Genomic DNA, 25,372 nt, shown 5'->3' with positions numbered 1-25,372 from the left:
GTGCGATCCCGGATTCTGATGGTACATCCTCCTGAATCGTCAGGGCGCGGATGCACCATCAGATTCCGGGTCCGCAGATCTAGCGCGCGAGCTTCGCGCGCATGTCCTTGACCTGGGCCGGCGTCACCGCCGGGGCGGCGTTGCCCCAGCTGTTGCGGACATAGCTGAGAACGCTCGCAACCTCGGCATCGCCCAGATTCCAGGCGAAGGACGGCATCGCCGGGGTCGTGGGCCTTGCCTTGGTACTTCCGGCCTGGCTGCCCTCGAGCACGACCCGGATCAGCGAGGTCGGGTCATCGCCGTTGACCACCGGCGCCTTGGCCAGTTTCGGGAACAGGAAGGGTGCGCCCTCACCCGAGCTGACATGGCAGGCCGAGCAACGGTCGGTGAAGACGGCCTTGCCGGCCAGCATCAGGGGATCGCCGGCATCGAGCGGCCGCGGCGGGGCGGTGCCTGCCCCCTTGATGTCCTTGAGATAGGTCGCGACCGCGTTCAGATCGGCATCGGTCCAATATTGCGTCGAGTTCGCGACGACCTCGGCCATCGGGCCAGACGCGATGTCGAAGCGGTTCGCTCCCGTCTTCAGATAGGCGACGATATCCTCGGCCGCCCAGCCGCCGATGCCCTTATGGGCGTCATTGGTGATGTCGGGCGCGACCCAGCTCTGCAGGTTCCCAGCCCGCAGGAACTGGTCGGTCTTGTCGGCGCCGAGCAGGCTCTTGGGCGTATGGCAGGTGCCGCAATGCGCCGGGCCGTTGAGGAGATAGGCGCCGCGATTCCATTCGGCTGACTTGGCCGGGTCGGGCTTGAACTCGCTGGGCGAGAAATTCAGCAGGTTCCAGCCGATCATCACCGTGCGGATGCTGAACGGAAAGGGCAACTGGTTCGAGACAACGCGGTTGCTGACCGGCTCGATCTTCTGCAAATAGGCCCAGAGATCGGCGATATCGGCCTCCGTCATCGTGGAATAGGCCGGATAGGGCATCGCCGGATAGAGCCGCTTGCCGCCCTTGCCGACGCCCTCCTTCAGCGCACCGCGAAAATCGGCATAGCTCCAATTGCCGATGCCGGTCTCGCGATCGGGCGTGATGTTCGATGGGATCAGCTTGCCGAAGGGCGTGTCGAGCGGCGCCCCGCCGGCGAAGGGCCGCCCGCCCGGCTTCGTGTGGCAGGCGGCGCAATCGGCCAGGACGGCCTTGTAGCGGCCCGCATTGATGCGGTCGAACAGGTCGGAGGCGAAGCCGCTCGCGCTGACGAGAGCGGCTGCGATGACGCCGGCGAGAAGCGCTGCCTTCTTCATGCCTGCACCAGCTTGCCGGGGTTCTTCAGATAGTGGTTGCGGATCGCATCCGCAGCCCAGAAGGCGAGCGCGCCGACAGGGCCGGTCGGGTTCTTGCCGGCGTTCTGCGGGAAGGCCGAGGCGCCGACGACGAAGACATTGGGCACGTCCCAGCTCTGCAGATGGCGGTTGACCGCGCTGGTGTTGGGATCCGTCCCCATGATCGCGCCGCCGGTGTTGTGCGTGCTCTGATAGGGCACGGAGTTCCAGCCCTTGCGCGCCCGGCCGACCACCGCCTGCTTGCCGCCGAGCGTGGTCGCGATCTGCTGCATGCGGTCGCTGACCCAGTTCGACATGCGGATGTCGTTGTCGGGGAAATCGAAGGTGACGCGCAGCAAGGGCCGGCCGAAGCGGTCCTTATAGGTCGGGTCGAGGTCAAGATAATTGCCGCGCGCGGCATAGGACGAGCCCTGCGAGCTGAAGGTCAGCGTATTCCCGTAATTCTCCTTGGCCGCCTTCTTCCAGGCGCTGCCCCAGCGCGGCGTGCCCGGCGGCGTCGGCCGGTAGGCGATCGGCCGGCCATTGGTCGGGATGCAGTTGATGCCGGCGCCGCCGACGAAGTCGAGAGCGGCATGGTCGAAGGCATCGCCATTGTAGTCGTCGACCGTCTGGCCGAGCGCGCCCGCCGCGATGAAGGGGTTGAAGTTCTTGCCCTCGAAGAAGACCTGGGTCGAGGCGTTGGTCTGATAGGCATAGTTGCACCCGACCGTGCCCGTGCCGGTCGCGGGGTCATAGGGCGTGCCGATCTTGGAGAGCAGCATCAGCCGGACATTGTGCAGGCCGTAGGCGTTGAGCAGCACGATATCGGCGGGCTGCTCGCAGAGTTCGCCGGTGACGTCGACATAGGTCACGCCCTTGGCCGTCTTGCCGTCGGATGCAAGATCGACCTTGAGCACCTCGCATTCCGTGCGCGCCTCGAAATTCGACTTGCGCATCAGCACCGGCAGGATCGTGGTGTGGGCGCTGGATTTCGAATAATTGGCGCAGCCGAAACGCTCGCAGAAGCCGCAGAAGGTGCACTGCCCCATCGCGATGCCGAGCGGATTGACATAGGCCTTGGAAAGATTGGCCGAAGGCGTCGGGAAGGGATGCAGGCCGATCGAGCGGGCGGCTTCCGCAAACAGCGTCGGCGCATAGGTCATCTGCATCGGCGGCAGCGGATATTCCCGGCTGCGCGGCCCCTCGAAAGGATTGCCGCCGGCCTCGATCCTGCCGTTCAGATTGCCGGCCTTGCCGGAGATGCCGGCGAGATATTCGAAGCGGTCGAACGCATTCTCGAGCTCGTCATAGGTCACGCCCCAATCCTGCACCGTCAGATCGGCGATGCGGCTCGCGCCATAGCGCTCGGTCAGATGCGTCTTCAGGACGAAATCGCTCGGGAAGAAGCGCCAGGTGTGGCCGTTCCAGTGCGTGCCCGCGCCGCCGACCCCGGTGCCCGGCAGGAACGAGCCGTAGTCGCGCATCGGCAGCGCCGTCTGCGAGATGTTGTTGCGCATCGTCATCGCTTCCTGCGCCGGCTGCAGGAACAGGTCCTTGCGGATGGCGTAGCGCAATTCGTCCGGCGCATAGGCGACGTTGAAATCGGTCGCGGTATCGCGCCAGGGTCCGCGCTCGATCGCGACGACATCGAGCCCGGCATCCGTCAATTCATGCGCCAGGATCGCGCCGGTCCAGCCAAGGCCGACGATGACGACATCCTTGCGGGGCAGTTTCCTCACCATGCGTGCCTGATCCTGCCGGTTACTTGCTGCCGACCTTCCACTCCGGCCGCCCGGCGATCGACAGCGGCGGCAGAGGGAAGGGCTGGTTATGGGCCGTGACATAGTCGCGGTAATCGTAGCGGGCGCCGGGGAAGCCGAGCAGCTTCCAGCCCGCCATGTCCTTGTTGCCGCCATAGATCGGGTCGGCGAAGAAGCCTTCCATCGAGTTCTGCAGCAGCAGGTTGAAGAAGCCGGCGGCGGCGGGATAGGCGACCTTGCCGGCGTCGAAATCGGCCAGCACCTTGTCCTGGTCGGCGGGAGCGAGATCGGCGAAAGCCTTGCCGGCAAATTGAGATCGGACATGCTGCGCCAGCGCGGCAAGCCCGGCGCGGTAGCGTGCCACCGGCGCCTCGGCGCCCTGATAGCCCTGCGTCGGCAGGCCGGGCAGGAACGGGCCTTGCGTATAGAGCCGCTCCGACGAGCCGTAGCTGCCGGCAAGCTGGCGGTCGATGAAAGTAGCGCAGCCGGCCTCCTTGCCGCCGATGCTGAGATCGTCGGCCGGAATCAGGCGGTCGACGATGGCCTCGACCATGCGCGCCTCGTCGGCTGTGAAGACGTACCAGCGCCCGCCGGGCAGCGGCTGCGGAGGCAGCGCCGCGAACGGTTTCCAAGGCAAGGTTCCGGAGTGCTCGGCCGCCTTCGCCCCTGCGATGGAGGCCACGAGCAAGGTCATGCCTGTCGAAGACAGGAAACCGCGGCGACTGGGGCGAAACGGTGTGGATGATGTCATGCCGGCCTCGACTGTCCGCATCGCTGGTCGGACAAGCCGCAGCCACTGCTAACCAGGCGAAGCTCTACTTTTGATTGAGAACAATCAACATCCGATCAGAGCGGTACCGCCATCCGCAGGATGCATGGGGCAAGCCCAAGGGAGCGGCCGAGCATGCTGGCGGCCCTCTTCCATCGCTGCGCGTCATATGCTGAGACATGAGGGGCGATCGGCTTGTCTCGACGCAACACCGGGCCGGCTCAAGCAATTGCGAAGCAAGCCATCACGAAGGATGTAAGGCATTCCAATGCAAGTTTTCGATCACAATACCCAGCCCCTGGAAAAATGGCGCGACGGCGTGATGACCCTGATGCGGGTCTCGGCAACGGTGCAGAGCAAGCAGCTATGCATCTTCGAGCAGTTTTGCGATCCAGGCCTGGGAGCCCCGATGCATCTTCATGCGGTCGAGGAGGTGCTTGAGGTTTTCGAGGGTACGGCCGAAATCTACCTGCGCAATGAGAGCATGATCGTGACGGCCAACCAGTCCGTACTGATCCCCGCCGGCGCCCGCCACGGCTTCAAGAATGTCGGCACCGGCATTCTGCGCGTGCGCGCGACCTTGGCCGCCGCCATTTTCGAAGCGTCCTATGACGATCGCAACGAATTGTCGCGGCGTTATGTGCCGGAGGATGCGTGACGCCTCCCTGCGTGCGATTGGGCGCTTAGCCTACTTCGCTTTCGACGCGGCGTCCTGGATGAGCGGAACGATGAGACGGTCGATATCGCCCGGCTCCGGGATGTGAATGTATTCGATCGCGCGGACCGAAGCCCTGAGACCGCTCAGCACCGAGTCCGTGCCCGAGGCGAAGACGATGACATCCGCATCGTCATGAGCCAGGGGCGCATCGCCTGAGCCGGCTCCCGCCGAGCGCAGGTTGGAGACATGGGGGGCGAAGCGCTGCACGCCCGCCTTCATGATCGGCAGGAATTCGGGAAACCGCGCCACCAGGAGCACACGCGCCATCGGGTCGATTGAGGCGAGCGCACGCCTGGTCTCCTCCGAGGGGATGAAGCGGATCGAGACCACGCGCGCGCCCGGCAGGATGCTGGCGACCTCGCGGTGCCGGTTGACGAAGGTAACGACGAGATCGGCCGAGGCCGCGCGCGCCTGAACCGCGCGATCGCGCTGGATCGCATCGATCGTCATCGGCTCCACCGTGGCGCCCTGCCCGAGGCGCGCCGCGATGGCATGGGCGTAGCGCGCCGTCGGCCCAGCGAACAGGCCAACCATGACAACGCTGGCGCTGCGCCCGAGCCTGGCCCGCGAGGCCAGCCGAGCATGGATCAACGAGGCGAGGTCGGAGGCGCGCAGGCCCAGCGCCATCCCCTCGTCGATCAACGCATCGATGCGGCGATGAAGCGTCATCAGGTCAGGCCTTCCGGCAAGACGGGCCTGGCTGCTCCCGGCCACGTTGGTACCGGCTCCGGCGCGCGTCTCGATGAGTCCGAGCCCCTTCAGATCGCCATAGACCTGGCTCACCGTCATCGGGGCGACGCCGACCCTCGCGGCCAGGTCGCGGACTGACGGCAAGGCTTCGCCGACAGCGAGATCGCCGCAGGCGATGCCGTATTCTATCAACCCCTTGAGCTGCTGACGGATCGAAATCGGCAGGTCGCGATCGATCTTGAATTCCATGCCCACCTGCCTCGATCGAGTGTTCTAGTTTGATATAGCAGGTACACTGGCCAGCAGCCCTGACAAGCCACCGGGCATTCGCGCCTCCGAGCCGGGCGATGCAACCCGCACGCGATTGACACCGCTTTGCCGGCCATGGGAGTGTTCTAGTACGATGTTACGCTCGGCCCGCCCGTCCGCCAGAATCCACGCCCCTCGGCAGCCTTCGGCGGCCGCGGCGCGAACGGCTTCGGCCTCGTGAGCGGATATGTCCTGAAGCGCCTCGCCGCGATCGTGGCGCTGGCATTCGGCATCAGTGTCATCGCCTTCCTGATCATCCGATTGATACCGGGCGATCCGGTCGTGGCCATGCTCGGCACGAGCGCGGGAGACAAGGCGCTGATCGAGCGCCTGCGCGAACAGCTCGGCCTGACCCAGCCCCTGCACCTGCAGTATTTCGTCTGGATCGGCCATGTGCTGCGGGGCGATTTCGGCTATTCCTACGCCAACCAGCAGAGCGTGAGCTCACTGCTCGCCTCCAGCTTTCCGGCCACGATCCAGCTCACGCTCGCCGCGCTGACGCTGTCGCTCAGCGGCGGCACCGCGCTCGGCATATTCGCGGCCCTGAAGCGCAACCAATCGGCCGACACCGCCAGCATGGGGCTCGCCCTGGTCTGCATGTCGGTCCCGAGCTTCTGGCTGGGGCTGCTCCTGATCCTCGCCTTCGCCGTGACCTGGCCGATCTTCGACGTCGTCGGCGGCACCTCGCTGAAGGGGCTCGTGCTGCCAGCCGTCACGCTGGCACTCGGATCATTGGGCTTCAACGCCCGCTTCGTGCGTTCGAGCATCATCGCGGCGCTGTCACAAAATCACGTCACCACCGCCCGGGCCAAGGGCGTGCCGGAGTTCAAGGTCTTCGCCAGGCATGTGATGCGCAATGCGCTTCTGCCGATCCTGACCATCACCGGCCTTCAGGTCGGCCAGCTGCTTTCGGGCTCGGTCATCGTCGAAACCGTGTTCTCGCGCCCCGGCGTCGGACGCCTGCTGATCCAGGGCATCCTGGCGAAGGATTACATGACCGTTCAGGCCATCATCCTGATCATCGCCATCATCTACGCCGTCGCGAACTTCATCGTCGACATGCTCTACCCCGTGCTCGATCCGCGCGTCGCCAATCGCTAGCTGGGATCGCAAGCCATGCCGGACCTCGCCTCAACCGCAGCAACGCTTCCCGCCGGCCAGGGCGACCCCGTCGCCGCAGCGCCGTCGGCCTGGTCGCGGCGGCGGGCCATTCTGCGTGCGCTGCGTCATCGCAGCCTGTCGACCGGCCTGCTGATCTGCACCGTCCTGACGCTGGCTGCGTTCTTCGCTCCCCTGCTGACCTCGATCGACCCGACCATGCAGGATCCGATGGCGACCTTCACGCCGCCCTCCCTGGCCTATCCGATGGGAACCGACGCCTTCGGCCGCGACCTCCTCGCCCGCGTCCTGTTCGGTGCGCGCACGACCATGCTGGCGAGCCTTGCGGTGGTGGTGCTCGGAGCCCTCTTCGGCACCGTGACCGGCCTGGTTGCCGGCTATTTCGGCGGCGCGATCGGCTTCGTCATCATGCGCCTCAACGACCTGCTGCTGGCCTTCCCCGGCATCCTGCTCGCCCTGACCGTCACGGCGATCCTGGGGCCGGGCCTGGTCAACGGCGTCATCGCGATCGCGGTGATCCTCGTCCCGGTCTTCGCCCGGCTGGTGGAAGGGGCGACCGTCGAGGTCCGCAACCTGCCCTTCGTCGAGGCCGCGCTTTGCGGCGGGGCCTCCCCCTTCCGGATCATATCCCGCCACATCCTGCCCAATGTGATGTCCGGCGTCATCGTGCTGACCACCACCTGGCTCGGCATCGCCGCACTCTGGATCACGGCTCTCGGTTTCATCGGGCTCGGCGTGCAGCCGCCGACGCCCGAGCTCGGCGCCATCCTGAATGACGGCCAGAACTACATCACGCTCGCCTGGTGGATCACCGTGTTCCCCGGCCTGTTCCTGTCCCTGTTCGTCGTCAGCGTGAACCTGATCGGCGACGGGCTCAGGGACGAACTCGATCCGACGCTCGACCGCAGCTGATACCCCACGATTGGCATGCCTCACGATTGGAGAGATGAGATGAGTGAACGACGGCGCAACACCGGAATGAAGACGGCGCTCGCGAGCCTTCTCGCCGCCTGCAGCCTGGCCTTCGGAGCAAGCGCGCTCCAGGCGCAATCGGCCGCCCCGAACAAGCAGGCCAAGCTCACGGTCGGCTGGGCCGAGCCGATCGACACGCTCAACCCGGCCACGACCGGCGCGCGCAATGTCGGCCCGCTCCTGGCCAACATCTTCGACACGCTGATCTGGCTGACGCCCGATTTCAAGATCGTGCCGCATCTGGCGACCAAATGGACGATCTCGGAGGACGGCAAGACCTATAGCTTCACGCTGCGCGAGGATGTGAAGTTCCATGACGGCACGCCCTTCGATGCCGAGGCCGTCGTCGCCAACATCAAATACATCACCGACAGGAGCACCCAGTCCAAGGTCTCGATCGGCCTGCTCGGCCCCTGCAAGACGGCGACCGCAACCGCCAAATACACCGTCGAATTCAGTTGCGAGACACCCTACGCGCCCTTCCTGGGGCAGCTCGGCGTGCCCTATCTCGGCATGCAGTCGCCCAAGGCGATGGCCGAATACGGCAAGGATCTCGGCCTGCACCCGACCGGGACCGGCCCGTTCTCCTTCGTCAGCTACGAGCCCAATCAGAGCCTGATCCTCAAGCGCAACGAGGACTACAACTGGGGTCCCTCGGTGCTCTCCCACAAAGGCCCGCCCGATATCGCGCAGGTGCTGTTCCAGATCGTGCCGAACCCGCAGGCGCGGGTCAGCCAGTTCCAGAGCGGCCAGTCGCAGATGATGCAGCAGACGCCCGGCGTCTACTGGAATGCCTTCCAGAAGATGGACAGGTACACGGCGATCCCGGTTCCGATCACCGGGCTCGGCATCTTCGCGCCGATCAATGCGAGCAGGTTCCCGACCGACGATCTCGCCGTCCGCAAGGCGATCCATTACGCGATCGACAAGAAGGGCGTGATCCAGCTCGCCGAGGCCGGCGCCTTCCCGCCGAGCCTGACGCCGCTGCAACCCAGCATGATCGGCTACGATGCCGCGCTCGAAAGCGTCTATTCCTATGACCCGGCCAAGGCCGAGGCCGTGCTCAAGGAGGGCGGCTGGACCAAGGTGAACGGGTTCTGGGAGAAGGGCGGCAAGCGCCTGACGCTGACCGTGACCGCGATCTCGACCTCGACCTCCTATCCGCTGCTTGCCCAGGCGATGCAGGGCTATCTGCAGAAAATCGGCATGGAGGTGAATGTCCAGCAGCTCGCCTCGCCGGCCTGGCTCGCGGCCAATATCAACGGCGATATGTCGCTGACGCCGCTGCAGTATATCGGCGTCGATCCCGACGCGCTGCAGACCTGGTTCACGCCCGGCCAGTACTTCAACTGGAGCCATTTCTCCGACCCCAAGCTGACCGCCCTGTTCAAGGACGGCCAGCAGGAGCGCGACCCCGCCAAGCGCCTGACGATCTATCATGAGGTCCAGAAGATCCTGATGGACCAGGCCGTCATGCTGCCGATCCGCCAGAACATCGACCTCGTGATGACGACGAAGAAGCTGACCGGCGTGACCTATACGGGCGGCGGCTTCGAATATCTCGGCGCGGCCTCGCTGGCCGACTGAGTGCCCGGAAACTCAGAATCCGGGCGCGAGCAAGCTGATCGCGCCCGGATGACCCGACATGACGAGACAGGAGTTCGCCAGTGACGACGCTCATTCGGGCCGACAGGCTCATCGATGGAACCGGCGCGGCGCCCGTGCAAGACGCCGTGCTCGTGGTCGAGCAGGGCAGGGTCGTGGCCGTCCATGCCGGAGGCATCCCGGACGGGCTCTCGACGGAGAAGGCCGAGATCCTCGATTTCCCCGGCTGCACCATCCTGCCCGGGCTGATCGACACCCATGTCCATCTCAACCTGCCCGGTGACGGCACCACGCTCGAAGTGGCGATGCGCGAGCCCGAGGGCGTGCTGATGGCGACCTCGACCTTCGCCGTCGGCAAGGCGCTCGCAGCAGGCATCACGACGGTGCGCGATGTCGGAGCGCTCAACGGCACGGCGATCCATCTGCGCCGGGCGCTGGAGCTCGGCCATGGCGACGGCGCGCGTGTGCTCGCCTGCGGCCAACCCATCACCATCACCGGCGGCCATACCTGGTATTTCGGCGGCGAGGCGGATGGCGAGGACGGCCTGCGCCGCAAGGTCCGCGAGATGGCGAAGCTGGGCGCGGATTTCATCAAGGTGATGGCGAGCGGCGGCGGAACGCTGAACACGCAATCCTGGAAGCCCTCCTTCACGCCCAGGGAGCTTGCCGTCATGGTCGACGAAGCACATCGCAGCGACCGCAAGATCACCGCGCATTGCCTGTGTGCGGCCTCGATCGACGATGTCGTTGCGGCCGGCTTCGACCAGATCGAACATGCCGGCTTCATCACCGACGGCAAGGGCAACCAGTCCTACGACCCGGCCGTGGCCGAGCGCCTCGCGCGATCGGGCATTCCCGTGACCAGCACGCTGGCGGTCGGCGGAGCCGTGCTCAGGGCAATGCTCGCCAAGGAGGAGCGCACGCCAAGCGAGGAGGCGTTCCTGGCGCGGTGGCGCAAGACCTTCGCCGCCAATCTCGACCAGTTCCGCAAGCTGCGCGAGGCGGGCGTGACATTCGTCGCCGGCACCGATGCGGGCTGGCGCTTCACGGCAATCGACGATCTGCCGCTGGAGCTGGCGCTGATGCATCAGGGCGGCATGAGCGCCATGGAGGCGATCATTGCCGGCACGGGCCTGGCCGCGACGGTCATCGGCATCGACGATCAGGTCGGCAGGCTGGCGCCGGGCCTCGCCGCCGATGCAATCGTCGTTCGCGGCAACCCGCTCGACGATCTCGGGGCGCTGCGCGATATCCGCTTCGTCATGCAGGGCGGACAGCCGAAACGGCGCCTGGACCGCGTCGCGACCTGAGAACGTTCCCGCCCGTCCAGCTGGGATCGCGTTACGAGCGGCGGCTCATGCCGTCGCAGCGCTCATAGCGCGCCAGAAAGAGCGCGATCCCCTCCTCGATCTGCTCCTCGATTTCGGCCTTCGGAGGCAGTTCCAGAGACAGCATCCCCCTGACGTCGAGATCGCCCCGGACGATGCTCACGAATTGGCGCGCGGCCAGGGGTGGATTGGGGACATCGAGGAGCCCCTTTTCATCGGCCAGGGTGAAGAAGCGCGCGAGCCTTTCCGTCACCACCACTGGCCCAGCCTCGAACACGACGCGACCGATCCCTGGAAAACGCGGGACCGCCCCGATAGCCGCGCGCCACAACTGCACGCATCGCGAGGCCGTGAAAATGTCGATGAAGTTCCCGGCGACGCGGCGGAGCGCCGTCGGGACATCGTCAACCTCGACATCGGAGAGCCAGATCGTGTCGGTGACGCGCTTGGCTTCATCGGTCAGCACGGCCTCGAACAAGGCTTCCTTATTGGCGAAATGAACATAGAGCGTCGCCTTGGAGACGCCGGAGCCCCGCGTGACCATGTCCATGGTGACGGCGTCGAAGCCGTATTCGAGAAACAGATCGCAGGCCGCGACCAGGATCTGCTCCACCTTCCGGCTGCGGCGATCGTGTCGCGCCTCGACATTTTTCATGTCACCTTCCGGCGGATTGGTATTGCGGGTGCCTGGCGTCATGCCGTTTTGCCCCTTTTTGAACTGTACCGTTTAGTTTCCTCTTGACTCGTGACAGGGCGCAGGGCATCCGTCAACGAAATAAACTGAACTGTTTAGTTTAGAGAGTGTTCGATGACACAGTCTCGAGAAGGCAGGCTCGATCACGTCGCATTCGGACGGAAACATCCGAATGCGAAACACGTGATCGATTCCAAGAGTTTAGAGCAATGCTCCGGCGAACAACCGGTACCCACTTTTTCGCGCAATGCACTCGATCACGTCGCATTCGGACTGAAACGTCCGAATGTGAAAAACGTGATCGATTCCCAGAGTTTAGAGCATTGCTCACGCGAAAAACCGGTGCCCACTTTTTCGCGCAATGCTCTATGGCGACCGCGGCGCGGCGCCGGGTCCGGTTTGGGCCTCTTTGCGCTGCTGGCGCTCGCCGGCTGCCAGGATTCCGCGCCGGTTGATGCGCAACCGCCATTGGCCGTGCTGACACAAACGGCCAAGCTCTCACCGCGCGCCCAAACCGTTTCGCTCACCGGCGAGATCAAGGCCCGCATCCAGAGCGATCTGTCCTTCCGCTTCGCCGGCCGCATCGCGACGCGCAGCGTCGATGTCGGGGACCGCGTCGTGGCCGGCCAGGTTCTGGCCACGCTCGAGACCACCGAGCAAAAGGCCGACACGGATTCGGCGACGGCGAGCGTGCAAGCCGCCGAGGCGACGTTGCGCCAGGCGAGCGCCACCTTCGAGCGGCAGAAGTCGCTGCTCGCCAACGGCTATACGACGCAGCGCAGCTACGACAATGCGAATGAAGCCTATCGGGCAGCACAAGCGTCGCTCGACAGCGCGAAGGCCAATCTCGCCACCGCACAGGACCAGCTCTCCTACACGGCCCTGCGCGCCGAAGCGCCCGGCATCATCACCGCGCGCAATGCCGAGGTGGGGCAAGTCGTCGAGGCGGCGCAAGCCGTCTTCACCGTCGCCCGGGACGGCGCGCGCGATGCGGTTTTCGACGTCTATGAGGCGCTTCTCGTGCAGAAGCCGGCCGACGGCAATGTCGAGATCGCCTTGATCTCGAACCCTGCCATCAAGGTCGCAGGCACGGTGCGAGAGGTCGCGCCGGTCGTCGACCCCGCGACCGGCTCGGTGAGGGTCAAGATCGGCCTCGATCAGCCGCCGCCGGAGATGACGCTCGGCGCCGCCGTCTCCGGGGTCGGCCATTTCCAGCCCAGGGATGTCTTCGCGCTGCCATGGACGGCATTCTTCACGCAGGGAGGCAAGGCGGCAGTCTGGGTGGTCGATCCGAAAAGCCGCGCCGTCTCGCTCAAGCCCGTCGTCATCGACATCTACCGGACCGGCGAAGTGCTGATCGCCAGCGGATTGAGCGCCGGTGATATCGTGGTCACCGGCGGGGCGCAGCTGCTCAGGCCGGGCCAGATCGTCGCGCCCACCGAGCAGCAACCGACGGCGTTCCTGCCGGCCAGGGTGGGGAATGCAGGATGAAACACATCGCCACATTCGCTGCCGTCGGAGCCGCCCTGGCGCTCGCGGGCTGCAATTCCGAGACAAACTCGAACACGAAAGCGGCGCCGCCTGCGCGCCCCGTGCTGTCGATCGTCGTGAAGCCCAATAGCGACAAGATGATCGGCTTCGCCGGCACGATCCAGCCGCAATATCAGACGGAACTGGGCTTCCGGGTGCTGGGGCGCCTGATCGCGCGCAACGTCAATGTCGGCGATCTCGTCAAGGCCGGGCAGAACCTGGCCCAGCTCGACCCCTTCATCCTTGCGCTTGCGGTCCGCACCGCCGAAGCCGATCTGGTGAAGGCGCGCGCGCAGCTCGCCAACGCCACCGCCGCCGAAAGCCGGATCTCGATCCTGCTCGGGCGGCAGGTCTCGAACCAGGCGGATTTCGACAGCGCGCAGCAGGCCAAGGAAGCGGCCGACGCCGCGGTGCAGCAGGCCGAGGCCGGCCTGGCGAAGGCCCGCGAGCAGCTCGGCTACACCACGCTCAGCGCCGATATCGACGGCGTGGTGACCACGACCGACGCCGAGGTCGGGCAAATGGTCGCCGCCGGCAAGCGCGTGGTTTCGCTCGCCCGGACCGATATTCGCGAAGCCGTGGTCGATCTTCCCGACGATCGCGCACAACTCCTGGCAGCAGGCGCACCATTCGAGGTTCATCTCCAGGCCGATCCGCTGATCAAGGCCAACGGGAAAGTCCGCGAAATCGCGCCGCAGGCCGACGCCGCGACCCGGACCCGGCGGATCAAGGTCACGCTCGAGCAGGCCAGCGAGGCCTTCCGCCTCGGCGCGACGGTGACGGCGACGCCCTTGGAGGCGACGGCTTCGACGATCAATGTGCCGCTCTCGGCGCTGCTCGAGCGCGACGGCGCAACGCGTGTCTGGATCGTCGACACCGCCGCGAAGACCGTGAAGACAGTGCCGGTCCAGGTCGCGGAGCGCAATGGACGCAGCGCCCGGATCGCCGGCGGATTGGAGGCCGGCGCCCGCCTTGTCGTCGCAGGCGTGAACAGCCTGTCCGAGGGACAGGTCGTCAAGATCCAGGCCGACAAGATCGATGAGAGGACTACCCGGTGAAGAGCTTCAACCTCTCCGACTGGGCGCTGCAGCACCGCTCGCTCATCTGGTATTTCATGATCGTGGCTTCGGTCATGGGCCTGTTCTCATATTTCAACCTCGGCCGGGCCGAGGACCCTGACTTCACCATCAAGACGATGATCATCCAGGCGCGCTGGCCGGGCGCCACCGTCGAGGACACGATCAGCCAGGTCACCGACCGGATCGAGAAGAAGCTCGAGGAGCTCGACAGCTTCGACTACGCCAAGAGCCTCAACATGCCGGGGCAGACGACGATCTTCGTCAACCTCAAGGACACGACCAAGGCCAAGGACATCCCGGCGATCTGGGTCAAGATCCGCAACATGATCGCGGACATCAAGGGGCAGTTTCCCGACGGCATCGTCGGGCCCTTCTTCAACGACAATTTCGGCGACGTTTACGGCAATGTCTACGCCTTTACATCGGACGGGCTGAGCCAGCGGCAATTGCGCGACTATGTCGAGGATGTCCGCGCCAAGGTCCTGACAGTCCCCAATGTCGGCAAGGTCGATCTCATCGGCGCGCAGGACGAGGTCATCTATCTCGAATTCTCGACGCGCGAGATCGCGGCGCTGGGCATCACCCAGCAGATGGTCGTCGACACGCTGAAGGCGCAGAACGCGATCTCGCCATCTGGCACGATCGAGGCCAAGGGCGAGCGCATCAGCGTGCGCGTCGGCGGCCAGTTCACCTCCGAAGACAGCCTGCGCGCGATCAATCTGCGCATCAACGACCGCTTCTTCCGGCTTGGCGACGTCGCCAGCATCAGCCGCGGCTATGCCGATCCGCCGTCAGCGCTGTTCCGCGTCGGCGGGCAGCCGGCGATCGGGCTCGCCATCGGCATGAAGCCCAACGCCAACCTGCTCCATTTCGGCGAGGCGCTGAAGGCGGAGATGAACAAGATCGAGGCGGAGCTGCCGATCGGCGTCGGCGTGCATCTGGTCTCGGACCAACCCGCGATCGTCGAAGAGGCGGTCGGCGGCTTCACCAAGGCGCTGGCCGAGGCGGTCGCGATCGTGCTCATCGTCAGCTTCCTCAGCCTAGGCGCGCGCGCCGGCTTCGTGGTGGCGCTGACGATCCCGCTTGTGCTCGCCATCACCTTCGTCTTCATGGAGCTCAGCGGCATCTCGCTGCAGCGCATCTCGCTTGGCGCGCTGATCATCGCGCTCGGCTTGCTCGTCGACGACGCCATGATCGCGGTCGAGATGATGGTGGCGCGGCTCGAAGTCGGCGACACGCTCCAGAAGGCCGCGACCTATGTCTACACCTCGACGGCCTTTCCGATGCTCACCGGCACGCTGGTGACGGTGGCGAGCTTCATTCCGGTCGGCCTCAACGGCAGCGCCGCGGGCGAGTTCACCTTCACGCTCTTCGTCGTCATCGCCGTGTCGCTGCTCGTCTCCTGGGTGGTCGCGGTGCTGTTTGCGCCGCTGCTCGGCGTCACGCTGCTGCCCAAGACGATGAAGCAGCATCACGAAGGACCGGGACGGCTGACCCGCGCCTTCAACCGACTCCTGCGCGCCTGCGTGCGCTGGAAATGGCTGACGATCGCGGCGACGGTAGCGCTGTTTGTCCTTTCGGTCGGCGGTATGCGCTTCGTCCAGGAACAGTTCTTTCCGTCCTCCGACCGGCGCGAGCTGATCATCGACTGGACCGTCCCGCAGAACGCCTCGATCACGCAGACGCGCGACCAGATGGACCGTTTCGAGAAGCTGGCCCTCATCGGCGAGCCCGATATCGAGCATTGGTCGTCCTATGTCGGCCAGGGCGCGGTGCGCTTCGTGCTGTCCTACGACGTCCAGCCGTCGAGCCCGAACTTCGGGCAGATCGTCATCGTGACCAAGGACATCGCCGCGCGCGAACGCCTGCGCCCCAAGCTTAAGGCCATTCTCGCCCGCGATTTCGTCGGTACGGACGCCTTCGTCCATCTGCTCGACATCGGTCCCCCGGTCGGGCGCCCGATCCAGTACCGGATCAGCGGGCCCGACATCCAGACAGTGCGCGCTCTGGCGCAGAAAGTCGCCAGCACGATCGGGCAGAACAAGGACCTGGGCGATATCGTCTATGACTGGAACGAGCCCGGCCGTGTCGTGAAGGTCGACGTGCTGCAAGACAAGGCGGCCCAGCTCGGCATCACCTCGGAGACGATCGCGACCGCCCTGAACGGCGTCGTCAGCGGCGCGACCACGACGCAGGTGCGCGACAGCATCTACCTGATCAATGTCATGGGCCGGGCGCGCGACGCCGAACGTTCCTCGATCGACACGCTGCAGAACCTGCAGGTTCAGAGCAGTGCCGGCAAAACGGTCCCGCTCGCGGCGATCGCCAATTTCCGCTACGAATCCGAGCAGCCCGTGGTCTGGCGGCGCGGCCGCCTGCCGACGGTGACGGTCAAGGCCAACGTCATCACCGCGTTGCAGCCGGCGACCGTGGTCAAGGCGCTCGAACCGAGCCTGCGCGAGATCATCTCGACGCTGCCGGCGGGCTACAAAATCGCCACCGGCGGTGCGGTCGAGGAAAGCGCCAAGGGCCAGGGACCGATCGTCGCCATCGTGCCCGTCATGCTCTTCGCCATGGCCACGATCCTGATGATCCAGCTGCAGAGCTTCCAGCGCTTGTTCCTGGTCGTCGTCGTGGCGCCGCTGGGGCTGATCGGCGTGGTCTCGGCACTGGTGCCAAGCGGTGCACCGCTCGGCTTCGTCGCCATTCTGGGCGTGCTGGCGCTGATCGGCATCCTGATCCGCAACTCGGTCATCCTCGTCGTCCAGATCGAGCATCTGCGGGAGGAGGGCCGAGATGGCTGGACCGCCGTGGTCGAGGCGACCGAGCACCGCATGCGGCCGATCCTGCTCACCGCCGCCGCCGCCAGCCTCGCGCTGATCCCGCTCGCGCGCGAGGTCTTCTGGGGGCCGATGGCCTACGCCATGATGGGCGGCATCATCGTCGGAACGGTGCTGACGCTGCTGTTCCTGCCGGCGCTCTATGTCGCCTGGTTCCGGCTGAAGGAGCCGAGCGGCGAGCCGGGAGCGTCGACCGAGACGGCCCACCCCACCGCTGCCGGCTGAGCGCGGGCACCCGGCCGCCTCACTCCGCCTTCAATCCCTTGTGAATGGCGCAGATATAGTCCGGCCCGATCCCGCAGCAGCCCCCGATGATCCTGGCGCCGCGGCGGCGCCAGTCCTGGGCCCAGCCGAGATAGCGTTGCGGAGCGACATCCTCGCGCAGCGCCGAGATGCCTTCATTGGCTGCCGCCTCGCCCGTCTTCTCCGGGAAGGCGTTAGCGTAGACGCCGATCGCGATATCGCTGCCGCCGAGCACCTGCGCGGCGATATCGACGGCAGGCCCCATCACCTCGGGCCGGCTGCAGTTGAACAGCACCGCTTGCGCACCCGCCTGCCTGACCGCGGCGATCGCATCGGCCACGGCTTCGCCCGAGCGCAGCCGGGCCTCGGTCCGGTTGATCTCGTCGTCCTGCAGCGTGAACGAAACCCAGATCGGCCGTCCGGTCGGGGCGACCGCGGCGCAAGCCGCCAGGGCCTCCGCGATGCAGCTCTGGGTCTCGGCCAGGAAGAGATCGACATGCGGCAGCAGGGCCTGCACCAGACGATCGAGCATCACCGGCGCACGCGCGGCGTCGAACAGCTCCGGCTGATAGGATCCGAACATGGGCGGCAGCGAGCCCGCGACACGTATGACGCGGCCCGTCCGTTCGACCTCCTCATCGGCCGCCTGCCGCGCCAGCTTGCCGGCGAGCGCCGCCAGCCGCGCGCCGTCACGCACGAAGCGCTCTTCCCCGATATGGAACGGCACCAGCGCATAGCTGTTGGTGGTGACGATCTGCGCCCCGCTGGCGATGAACGAGCGATGCGCCGCGAGCACCGTGTCGGGCGCCTCCATCAGGGCCAGCGCCGACCATTCGGGCTGGCGGAACGGCGCGCCCATGCGCTCCAGCTCCCGCCCCATGCCGCCATCCAGCACGGTTACACCAAGGCTCGTCGTCATCTCACTCTTCCGATCCGATAGAGCCTTGCGCGAAAAAGTGGGTACCGGTTCTTCGCTGGAGCAATGCTCTAAACTTTGAGAATCGATCACGTCGCATTCGGACGGAACCGTCCGGATGCGACGTGATCAAGGGGATTTCAGCGCGCGGAGCGCCTGGCTTCGAGCGCGGCATATCCCTTCAGGTCCTCTTCGAGGCTGACGGCGATATGCTGCCGCACGGCGGCTTCGGCCTGGAGCGGCGAGCCGCTCAGGAGGGCCTCGACCAGGGGGCGATGGCTTTCCTCCAGCGGATAGCGCTGCGGCCAGTGCTCCTCCGACCAGCGATAGAGCCACTCCATCTTGGCGGACAGGGCGGCGTATCGGTGGATCAGATGCTGGTGCCCGGTCAGCTCGACGATGGCGCGATGCAGATCGAGATCGGCGGCCACGCGCTGATCCAGCGGCTCCGCTTCCGCAGGCCCGAGCCTTGCGAAAGCCTCCCGCAGGCGCTGCGCTGCGGCTTGCGTCGAGCGCTCCGCCACGATGCGTGCGGCCAGGCCCTCCAGCGCCTCGCGCAGCGTATAGATCTCCCATATGACCTGCGCGTTCAGCGGCGCCACCCGCCAATTGGAATATGGCGCGCGCACGACGAGCTCGTTGCCCTCCAGGGCGAACAGCGCCGTGCGGATCGTGCCCCGGCCGACGCCCAGCCGGTTGGAGAGCGCGACCTCGGTCAGCGTCTCGCCGGGAGCAAGCCGGCCGCGCACGATGTCCTCCTGGAGGCGCAGCGTGGCGATGTCGGCCAGACTCAGCCGCTCGATGGGCAGTGAGAGGTGGGGATCGGACGACACGGCGCACCTTCAGTTCAATCGACGGGACCTGCAGTTCAATCGACAGGACCGGCCTGGCCCCGGACGAAACGGCGACAGCGCTCGGAAACCGGATCGAGGAAGACCTGCTGCGGCGGGCCCGCCTCCTCGATGCGGCCCTCATGCAGATAAATGGCGTGGCTGGAGACCTCGCGTGCGAAGGCCATCTCATGCGTCACGATCAGCATGGTGCGCCCCTCCTCGGCCAAGGCGCGGATGACGCGCAGGACCTCGCCCACCAGTTCGGGATCGAGCGCCGAAGTCGGCTCGTCGAAGAGCAAGGCGCGGGGCCGGCTCGCCAGCGCCCGGGCGATCGCCACGCGCTGCTGCTGGCCGCCGGAGAGATGCGCCGGCCAGGCATCGCGCTTATCCGCCAGGCCGACCTTGGCGAGCATGGCCTCGGCCTCCTCGCGGCATTCCGCGCGGGGCCTGCCCTGCACATGCAGCGGCACTTCCATGACATTCTGCAGCGCGGTCATATGCGGCCAGAGATTGAAGCTCTGGAACACGAAGCCGATCTGCCCGCGCAACCGGCGGATCTTCTGCCTCTCCGCACGCGAGAACCGGTGCCCCGCGCCGGTCAGGACAATCGTCTCGTCCCCGACCGTGACCTCGCCCTGATCGGGAATCTCGAGGAAGGGGATGCAGCGCAGCAAGGTGCTCTTGCCCGAGCCGCTGGAGCCGATGATCGAGATGACGTCGCCGTCGCGAGCCTCGAGATCGATGCCGCGCAGCACCTCCTGCCTGCCGAAGCTCTTATGGATATTGGTGAGTCGGACCGTAGTCGGATTCATGCCGGGCTCCGGTCGAGGGCGGGGCTGCGATGGGTCGAAAGCCGGTCTTCCAGCCAGTGGACGAGGCGCGTGATCAAGGTGACGAGCACGAGATAGATCACCGCCGCGCAGAGGAAGACCTCGATCGCGCGATAGCTCTGCGAGACCTCGGCCCGGGCAAGGCCCGTCACCTCCATCAAGGTCACGACGCTGGCGAGCGAGGTCGCCTTGACCATGCTGGTCACCTCCGCCCCATAGGCGGGCAGCGCCTGGCGGAAGGCCAGCGGCAGGACGATGCGGCGCAGCATGGTCGGGCGCGACATGCCGGCGACCTTGGCGGCCTCGATCGCCCCGCTCGACACGGCGCGCAGACCGCCGCGCAGGATCTCCGAGGTGTAGGCGGCGTCGTTCAGCATGAGCGCCAGGACAGCGCAGACATAAGGCTCGCGCAGGAGCGGCCAGAGCAGCGAATGCCGCAGCGCCGGAAACTGGGCGAGCCCGTAATAGATCAGGAAGATCTGGATCAGCAGTGGCGTGCCGCGAAAGATGTAGACGTAGAAATTCGCAAACTGCGCGCCGAGCCAGGACGAGGCCCGCAGGCCCGAGAGCAGGAGCGCGAGGATGGCGCCACCGCTCAGGGACAGCACCGCAAGGCTCAGCGTCAGCGGCAGGCCTGCCAGCAGCTTCGGAAACACCGCGGCGATGAAAGCGAGATCCACGCCGCTAGCCCCCCACCCGCATGGCCGGCTGGCCGCGCATGGCCCGCCATTCCGCGATGCGGAAGACGAGCCCCGAGACCGTGGTGATCGCAAGATAGATCGCGCCGCCGGCCAGGAAGAACAGGAAGGGCAGTTCCGTCGAATTCGCCGCGACGCTGACGGCGCGCAAGGTCTCGACCAGGCCCGTCACCGAGACGAGCGCCGATTCCTTGATCACCGACTGCCATTGATTGCCTAAGCCCGGCAGGGCCGTTCGCAGCGCCTGCGGCGCGATGATGCGCCGGAACATGGTCCAGCGCCTCATGCCCGTGACCCGCGCAGCTTCCAGCGTTCCCGATGGGATCGCATGGAACGCGCCACGCAGCACCTCAGCCTGCGCCGCGCCGGAGATCAGCCCGATGGCGAGAGAGCCCGCGACGAAGCCGCTGATCTCGACGGGACCGGTATGGCCGAACTGGTTGGCGATCGCAGTGACGATCTGGCGGCCGCCGAAATAGAACAGGTAGATCACCAGCAGATCCGGAATCCCGCGCAGCACCACGCCGTAGATATCGGCGGCGCGACGCAGCGCAGCGGGGCCTGCGATCTTGGCCCAGGCGCAGAGCGTGCCCAGGACGAGCCCGCAGGCGAAGGCGCAGGCCGAGACGGCAAGCGTCGTCAGCCCCGCGGTCAGCAAAGCGTGTCCCCAGCCTTCGGGACCGAAACCGAGCAGGGTGAACGCCTCGCCCATCTGCGCCGTATCGTCCGCTGCGTCAGAGCGCGGGCGTGATGTCGATCTCGAACCATTTCAGCGCGAGGCGCTTCAGCGTGCCGTCTTCCGCCACGGATTTCAGCGCCTTGTCGAAGAGTTCCTTCAACTCGGGATCGCTCTTGCGCAGCCCGACCGCCGAGCCCTGCCCGAGCAGGCCGCCGGCGAAGACATAGCCGGAGGCGATCATCTCGCCATTCGACTTCTTGGCGGAGGCGTTGAGGTTGATCGCCGAGGCCATCACCGCGTCGACGCGCCCGCTCTTCAGATCGAGGAAGGTGTCGGGCCCGGACGAATAGGTGCGGATGGTGACGACGTCCTTGAGGTATCTGGTCAGGAAGTCGTTCTGGATCGTCGCAACCTGGACGCCGATGGTCTTGCCGGCGAGCGGCTTGGCCATCTCCTCGACCGCCGCCTTCGTCGCAGCCTCATCGGCCAGCTGGATCCGCGTGCCGGTGCCCGGCAGCGACTTGATGGCGCCGTCCTTCATGATGGCGAGGCCCGACGGAGCCGCGGCATAAGGCGTCGAGAAGGCGATGACCTCCTGGCGCTTGGGCGTGATCGAGACCGCGTCCATGATCGCGTCGTATTTGCCGTCGGTCAGCCCGGCGATCATGCCGTCCCAGGCCTGGGCGATCATCTCGCATTTGATGTTCATGCGCGCGGACAATTCCTGCAGCAGCTCCGGCTCGAAGCCGATCAGGCGGCCATCGGGCGCATGCATGTTGTAGGGGGGAAAGGCGCCTTCGGTGGCGACGCGGATGACCTTCCATTCCTTGGCGCTGGCGCTGCGAGGCGCGGTGCCAAATACGAGTCCGGCGGCGGCACCGAGGCCGAGGGTGAGGAAAGACGAACGGGTGATCTTCACGCCGGAATCTCCAACGAAGGGGTTTGAACAGGGATAGGCATCACGACAGGACATCGACGGCCGTGCGCACGAGCGCTGCGACACCCAGGCCGATGCAACGCTCATCGGGCTGGTAGTCGGAGTTGTGCACGCGGTCGTTGCGGCCGGGCTGGGACGCGCCCACCAGCAACTGGCAGGACGGGATGCGCTCGGAGAAATAGGAGAAATCCTCGGCACCGAAGCGGCCCTCGAGCTGGTCGATCCTGTCCGCCCCGAACTGGGCCGAGACGGAGCGAACCGCGGCATCGACCACGCCGTCGTCATTCACCAGGGCAGGCGCGCCGCGGATATAGGAGATCTCGCAGGTCACGCCCATCGCCGCGCCGACGCCCTCGCAGATGCGGCGGAACGTGGTTTCCATCGTGTCGCGCGAGGCCGCCGAGCGGCAGCGGACCGTGCCCTGGAACATGCAGCTGTCAGGAATGATGTTGTGGGTCGAGCCGCCGGCAATGTGGCCGATCGTCAGCACCGCCGACTGCGAGGGGTCCATGACGCGGGAAATCGCCGTCTGCAGCTGCATGATCATGGCCGAGGCCGCGACGATGGGATCGACAGCCGCATGGGGGCGCGCGGCATGGCCCGAGCGGCCATGGACGATGACGTCGAACTCGTCGCTCGACGCTGTCGAGGCGCCGCGGACATAGCCGAAACGACCGACCGGCATCTCCGGCCGGTTGTGGAAGGCGAGCGCCATCGCCACGCCGTCGGCGGCACCGTCGGCGACCATCGCGGCTGCTCCGCTCTCGACCGTCTCCTCGGCAGGCTGGAAGACGAGGCGGACGCTGCCGCGCAGCATCGGCGCCAGGTTCTTCAGCACCATGCCCGCGCCAAGCAAGGTGGCGGTGTGAATGTCATGGCCACAGGCGTGCATCTTGCCGGGAATGGTGCTGGCGAAGGGCAGGCCGGTCAGCTCCTCCATCGGCAAGGCATCCATGTCGGCGCGGATCAGCAGGCACGGCCCGGGTGACCCGCCCTCGATCTCCGCGACCACGCCGACGCGGCCGACGCCGCGCTGCGGCTTCAGGCCGATCCGCTCCAGCTCCGAGGCGACCAGCGCCGCCGTCCGCACCGTCTCGAAGCCGATCTCGGGATGGGCGTGGATATCGCGGCGCAGGGCGATGAGCGCCGGCTCGATCGCCTCCACCTGGTCGGCGATGGCGCGGGTCAGTTCGTTCGGGCGATCGTGGGACATCAGCACGCTCAAGGCCATTCTTGAAAATTGCGCCGGCATCTAGCCATAGATCGACCCCTCTCGCAATATGATCGAGGATCGACAATCGACAATATCGGCCTATCCTGCGCGCAATGATCCGCACGATGAGACTTCCGATGCACGCCGCCACGGTGCTGGCCCAACTCGACCATTACCTGGACCCCGTGACCGGAGGGCTCGTGCCATCGATCCATCCAGCGGTCACGTATGTCCCGCCTGGCGGCGCGGGGTTGTGCACCGGTTCGACCGCCTCGCGCTATGCGCGCTCCGGCAATAGCGGCGCCTCGCTCGCAGAGCGCGTATTGGCCCAGCTCGAAGGCGGAGCCGCCGCTGCGGTCTTCGGCTCCGGCTCGGCGGCGGCCCAGGCGGTCCTCGCCAATCTGCGTCCGGGCGATCACCTCGTACTGGATTCGGCGGCCTATTATGAATTCGGCGCCATCATCGAGACGTTCGGCCAGCGCTGGGGCGTGAGCGTCACCCGCGCGGATATGTGCAGCCCGGAGGCGGTGCGGCAAGCCATCCGCCCGGGCGAGACGCGGCTGGTCTGGGCGGAATGTCCCAGCAACCCGCTCTGGCGCGTGCCGGATATCGCCGCGCTCGCGGCCATCGCGCATCAGGGCGGCGCGCAGCTCCTGGTGGACGCGACGGTCGCGACGCCGGTGCTGTGCCGGCCGCTGGATTTCGGCGCCGATCTCGTCCTGCATTCCGCGACCAAATATCTGAACGGCCATGGCGATCTCGTCGCGGGCGCGCTCATCACGGCGCAGACCGGGACGGCGTGGCGGGAGATCCTCTCCTCCCGGGAAACACATGGCAGCATCCTTCCCCCCTTCGAGGCCTGGCTGCTGCTGCGCGGCATGCGCTCGCTCGCCTTGCGCGTCGAGCGCGCCTGCGCGACCGCACTCAAGATCGCCACGACCCTGGCCGCGCATCCCGGGGTCGGCGCGGTGCATTATCCCGGCCTGCCCGGCGACCCGCATCATGAGCTGGCGCGGCGGCAGTTCCTGGGCGGCTTCGGCGGCATGCTGTCCTTCGAGATCGCCGGCACGCCGGCGGATGCGCTGGCCCTATGCGAGCGGACAGCGGTGTTTCGCCGCTCGACGTCGCTGGGCTCGACGGAGAGCCTGATCGAGCATCGGCGCAGCACAGAGGGCGAGCGATCGACGTGTCCGGACACGCTGATCCGGCTCTCGATCGGCCTGGAGCATGCGGAAGACCTGATCGCCGATCTGCAGCGCGCTTTGAGCGGCATGCGCCGCATGGCGGAGACGCGCTTGACCGAGATGATCTAGAAGCAGTGATGGTCGCTGCCCCGAGCGATTGTCTGAAAGGACCGGCCTTGGCATTCCTGAGCGAGAGCGAGCCCGCGCGCGGCGTTCCCCTGGCCGTCGTTCCCGGCATTTCCCGCATCGTCGCCAGGAATCCGAGCCTGATGACCTATCACGGCACGAACACCTATCTGATCGAGACCGGCGACGGCTTCATGGTTCTCGATCCCGGCCCCGATGATGTCGGCCATCTCGACGAGATCCTGAAGGCGACGGGCGGCTCCGTCTCCGCGATCCTGCTCAGCCACACCCATTCCGACCATCTCGGCGCAACGGCGGCGCTGAAGGCCCGCACCGGCGCGAAGACCTATGCATTCCATCTCAGCGCCGACGACGCCTTCATACCCGACATCCTGCTGCGGGACGGCGACAGCGCATTGGGCATGCTCGCCATCCACACCCCCGGCCATGCCAGCGACCATCTCTGCTTCGCCTATCGGGACGGGATCCTGTTCAGCGCCGACCATGTGATGTCCTGGTCGAGCAGCATCGTCTCCCCGCCGGGCGGCGACATGGCCGACTACGTCAGAAGCCTGCGCCTGATGATGGCCCGCGACGACCGGCTCTATCTGCCGGGGCATGGCCCGCCCTTGCCCGATCCCAGGCCCTATGTGCATGAGCTGCTCGACCGCCGGCTCAAGCGCGAGGACGAGATCGCCGCTGCTCTCGCCGCGGGACCACTGGGCACCCGGGACCTGGTCGACCGACTCTATTCCAAGACCGATCCCTGGCTGCAGCTCGCTGCCGAGCGCAACGTGCTGGCCCATCTCCTCAAGCTGAAATCCGAAAGGCGCGTCGAGGAGAAGGGGGAACTCTGGGCTGCCACGGGGGCGTGAGCGCCGCTTCCGGCGGCAAACCGATCACGCCCAAAGGTCGTGCCGTCGCGATGACGACATGGGCAAGCGGCAGCCCCGCCCTATTCTCGCTGGGATCATGCGCATCA

At 66.3% G+C, this 25,372-nt stretch carries 22 protein-coding genes; 10 read left to right on the top strand and 12 right to left on the bottom strand.

Annotation, left to right across the window (positions count from 1 at the left end; genetic code table 11):
- Positions 1–79: 79 nt before the first annotated feature.
- From CYD53_RS19775 to CYD53_RS19765, 3 genes are read right to left on the bottom strand one after another with little or no spacing between them, the layout of a single operon-like run.
- The gene (locus CYD53_RS19775; RefSeq protein WP_103719782.1) at positions 80–1,300 is read right to left on the bottom strand and encodes a cytochrome c; all 1,221 of its coding nucleotides are present in this window, start codon (positions 1,298–1,300) and stop codon (positions 80–82) included.
- Positions 1,297–3,060: a GMC family oxidoreductase gene (locus CYD53_RS19770; protein WP_103719781.1), complete on the bottom strand. Its 1,764-nt coding sequence runs from the start codon at positions 3,058–3,060 to the stop codon at positions 1,297–1,299. Before CYD53_RS19770 ends, CYD53_RS19775 begins: the two co-directional genes overlap by 4 nt.
- Positions 3,061–3,079: 19 nt before the next feature.
- The gene (locus tag CYD53_RS19765) at positions 3,080–3,829 is read right to left on the bottom strand and encodes a gluconate 2-dehydrogenase subunit 3 family protein (RefSeq protein WP_103719780.1); all 750 of its coding nucleotides are present in this window, start codon (positions 3,827–3,829) and stop codon (positions 3,080–3,082) included.
- A 286-nt stretch (positions 3,830–4,115) separates the two neighbouring features.
- Between CYD53_RS19765 and CYD53_RS19760 the strand changes: the two genes are divergently transcribed.
- Positions 4,116–4,505, top strand: coding sequence for a cupin domain-containing protein (locus CYD53_RS19760; protein WP_103719779.1), 390 nt, complete (start codon positions 4,116–4,118; stop codon positions 4,503–4,505).
- Positions 4,506–4,535: 30 nt separating this feature from the next.
- Here the strand turns inward: CYD53_RS19760 and CYD53_RS19755 are convergent, their stop codons facing one another.
- Positions 4,536–5,504: a GntR family transcriptional regulator gene (locus CYD53_RS19755; protein WP_103719778.1), complete on the bottom strand. Its 969-nt coding sequence runs from the start codon at positions 5,502–5,504 to the stop codon at positions 4,536–4,538.
- A gap of 237 nt (positions 5,505–5,741) precedes the next feature.
- On the opposite strand from CYD53_RS19755, the gene CYD53_RS19750 reads away from it, so the two are divergent.
- The 4 genes from CYD53_RS19750 to CYD53_RS19735 all read left to right on the top strand — a co-directional run bounded on the left by CYD53_RS19750 (position 5,742) and on the right by CYD53_RS19735 (position 10,570).
- Positions 5,742–6,665, top strand: coding sequence for an ABC transporter permease (locus CYD53_RS19750; RefSeq protein ID WP_103719777.1), 924 nt, complete (start codon positions 5,742–5,744; stop codon positions 6,663–6,665).
- A 15-nt stretch (positions 6,666–6,680) separates the two neighbouring features.
- A complete protein-coding gene (locus tag CYD53_RS19745) occupies positions 6,681–7,595 on the top strand; it encodes an ABC transporter permease (protein WP_103719776.1) in 915 nt (304 codons plus the stop codon).
- 39 nt (positions 7,596–7,634) lie between these two features.
- Complete coding sequence (locus CYD53_RS19740; RefSeq protein ID WP_181011946.1) at positions 7,635–9,242, top strand: ABC transporter substrate-binding protein; 1,608 nt, start codon at positions 7,635–7,637, stop codon at positions 9,240–9,242.
- An 80-nt stretch (positions 9,243–9,322) separates the two neighbouring features.
- Positions 9,323–10,570 carry an amidohydrolase family protein gene (locus CYD53_RS19735; protein WP_103719774.1) on the top strand — a complete coding sequence of 416 codons (1,248 nt, stop codon included), beginning with the start codon at positions 9,323–9,325 and terminating at the stop codon, positions 10,568–10,570.
- 31 nt (positions 10,571–10,601) lie between these two features.
- Here CYD53_RS19735 and CYD53_RS19730 read toward each other — a convergent pair whose 3' ends face one another.
- On the bottom strand, positions 10,602–11,243 hold the full coding sequence (locus tag CYD53_RS19730) for a TetR/AcrR family transcriptional regulator (protein ID WP_181011945.1): 642 nt from the start codon (positions 11,241–11,243) through the stop codon (positions 10,602–10,604).
- Positions 11,244–11,681: 438 nt separating this feature from the next.
- On the opposite strand from CYD53_RS19730, the gene CYD53_RS19725 reads away from it, so the two are divergent.
- From CYD53_RS19725 to CYD53_RS19715, 3 genes are read left to right on the top strand one after another with little or no spacing between them, the layout of a single operon-like run.
- The gene (locus CYD53_RS19725; protein ID WP_245928338.1) at positions 11,682–12,773 is read left to right on the top strand and encodes an efflux RND transporter periplasmic adaptor subunit; all 1,092 of its coding nucleotides are present in this window, start codon (positions 11,682–11,684) and stop codon (positions 12,771–12,773) included.
- Positions 12,770–13,870 carry an efflux RND transporter periplasmic adaptor subunit gene (locus CYD53_RS19720; protein WP_103719771.1) on the top strand — a complete coding sequence of 367 codons (1,101 nt, stop codon included), beginning with the start codon at positions 12,770–12,772 and terminating at the stop codon, positions 13,868–13,870. The genes CYD53_RS19725 and CYD53_RS19720 overlap by 4 nt, the downstream gene beginning before the upstream one ends.
- Complete coding sequence (locus CYD53_RS19715) at positions 13,867–16,956, top strand: efflux RND transporter permease subunit (RefSeq protein ID WP_103719770.1); 3,090 nt, start codon at positions 13,867–13,869, stop codon at positions 16,954–16,956. Before CYD53_RS19720 ends, CYD53_RS19715 begins: the two co-directional genes overlap by 4 nt.
- 19 nt (positions 16,957–16,975) lie before the next feature.
- Here the strand turns inward: CYD53_RS19715 and CYD53_RS19710 are convergent, their stop codons facing one another.
- The 7 genes from CYD53_RS19710 to CYD53_RS19680 form a co-directional block, all read right to left on the bottom strand.
- Complete coding sequence (locus CYD53_RS19710) at positions 16,976–17,893, bottom strand: homocysteine S-methyltransferase family protein (protein WP_103719769.1); 918 nt, start codon at positions 17,891–17,893, stop codon at positions 16,976–16,978.
- 137 nt (positions 17,894–18,030) lie between these two features.
- The gene (locus tag CYD53_RS19705) at positions 18,031–18,723 is read right to left on the bottom strand and encodes a GntR family transcriptional regulator (RefSeq protein ID WP_103719768.1); all 693 of its coding nucleotides are present in this window, start codon (positions 18,721–18,723) and stop codon (positions 18,031–18,033) included.
- 35 nt (positions 18,724–18,758) lie between these two features.
- A complete protein-coding gene (locus CYD53_RS19700) occupies positions 18,759–19,535 on the bottom strand; it encodes an ABC transporter ATP-binding protein (RefSeq protein ID WP_103719767.1) in 777 nt (258 codons plus the stop codon).
- A complete protein-coding gene (locus CYD53_RS19695) occupies positions 19,532–20,233 on the bottom strand; it encodes an ABC transporter permease (RefSeq protein WP_103719766.1) in 702 nt (233 codons plus the stop codon). The genes CYD53_RS19700 and CYD53_RS19695 overlap by 4 nt, the downstream gene beginning before the upstream one ends.
- Before the next feature lie 4 nt (positions 20,234–20,237).
- Positions 20,238–20,963: an ABC transporter permease gene (locus CYD53_RS19690; RefSeq protein ID WP_103719765.1), complete on the bottom strand. Its 726-nt coding sequence runs from the start codon at positions 20,961–20,963 to the stop codon at positions 20,238–20,240.
- A 22-nt stretch (positions 20,964–20,985) separates the two neighbouring features.
- Positions 20,986–21,849, bottom strand: coding sequence for a transporter substrate-binding domain-containing protein (locus CYD53_RS19685; RefSeq protein ID WP_181011944.1), 864 nt, complete (start codon positions 21,847–21,849; stop codon positions 20,986–20,988).
- Between the two features lie 40 nt (positions 21,850–21,889).
- Positions 21,890–23,080 (bottom strand): M20 metallopeptidase family protein, encoded by a 1,191-nt coding sequence (locus CYD53_RS19680; RefSeq protein ID WP_103719815.1) that lies wholly within the window; start codon positions 23,078–23,080, stop codon positions 21,890–21,892.
- Positions 23,081–23,205: 125 nt separating this feature from the next.
- Between CYD53_RS19680 and CYD53_RS19675 the strand changes: the two genes are divergently transcribed.
- Together CYD53_RS19675 and CYD53_RS19670 are read left to right on the top strand one after the other, a co-directional pair.
- On the top strand, positions 23,206–24,393 hold the full coding sequence (locus CYD53_RS19675) for a trans-sulfuration enzyme family protein (protein ID WP_103719814.1): 1,188 nt from the start codon (positions 23,206–23,208) through the stop codon (positions 24,391–24,393).
- 47 nt (positions 24,394–24,440) lie between these two features.
- Positions 24,441–25,265, top strand: coding sequence for an MBL fold metallo-hydrolase (locus tag CYD53_RS19670; RefSeq protein WP_103719763.1), 825 nt, complete (start codon positions 24,441–24,443; stop codon positions 25,263–25,265).
- The last annotated feature ends 107 nt before the right edge of the window (positions 25,266–25,372 follow it).

The sequence above is a fragment of the Allobosea psychrotolerans genome, from assembly GCF_002917105.1.
GTDB lineage: Bacteria > Pseudomonadota > Alphaproteobacteria > Rhizobiales > Beijerinckiaceae > Allobosea > Allobosea psychrotolerans.
The sequence above is the reverse complement of the archived record's forward strand: the minus strand, read 5'-3'. Positions and strand labels throughout refer to the sequence as shown.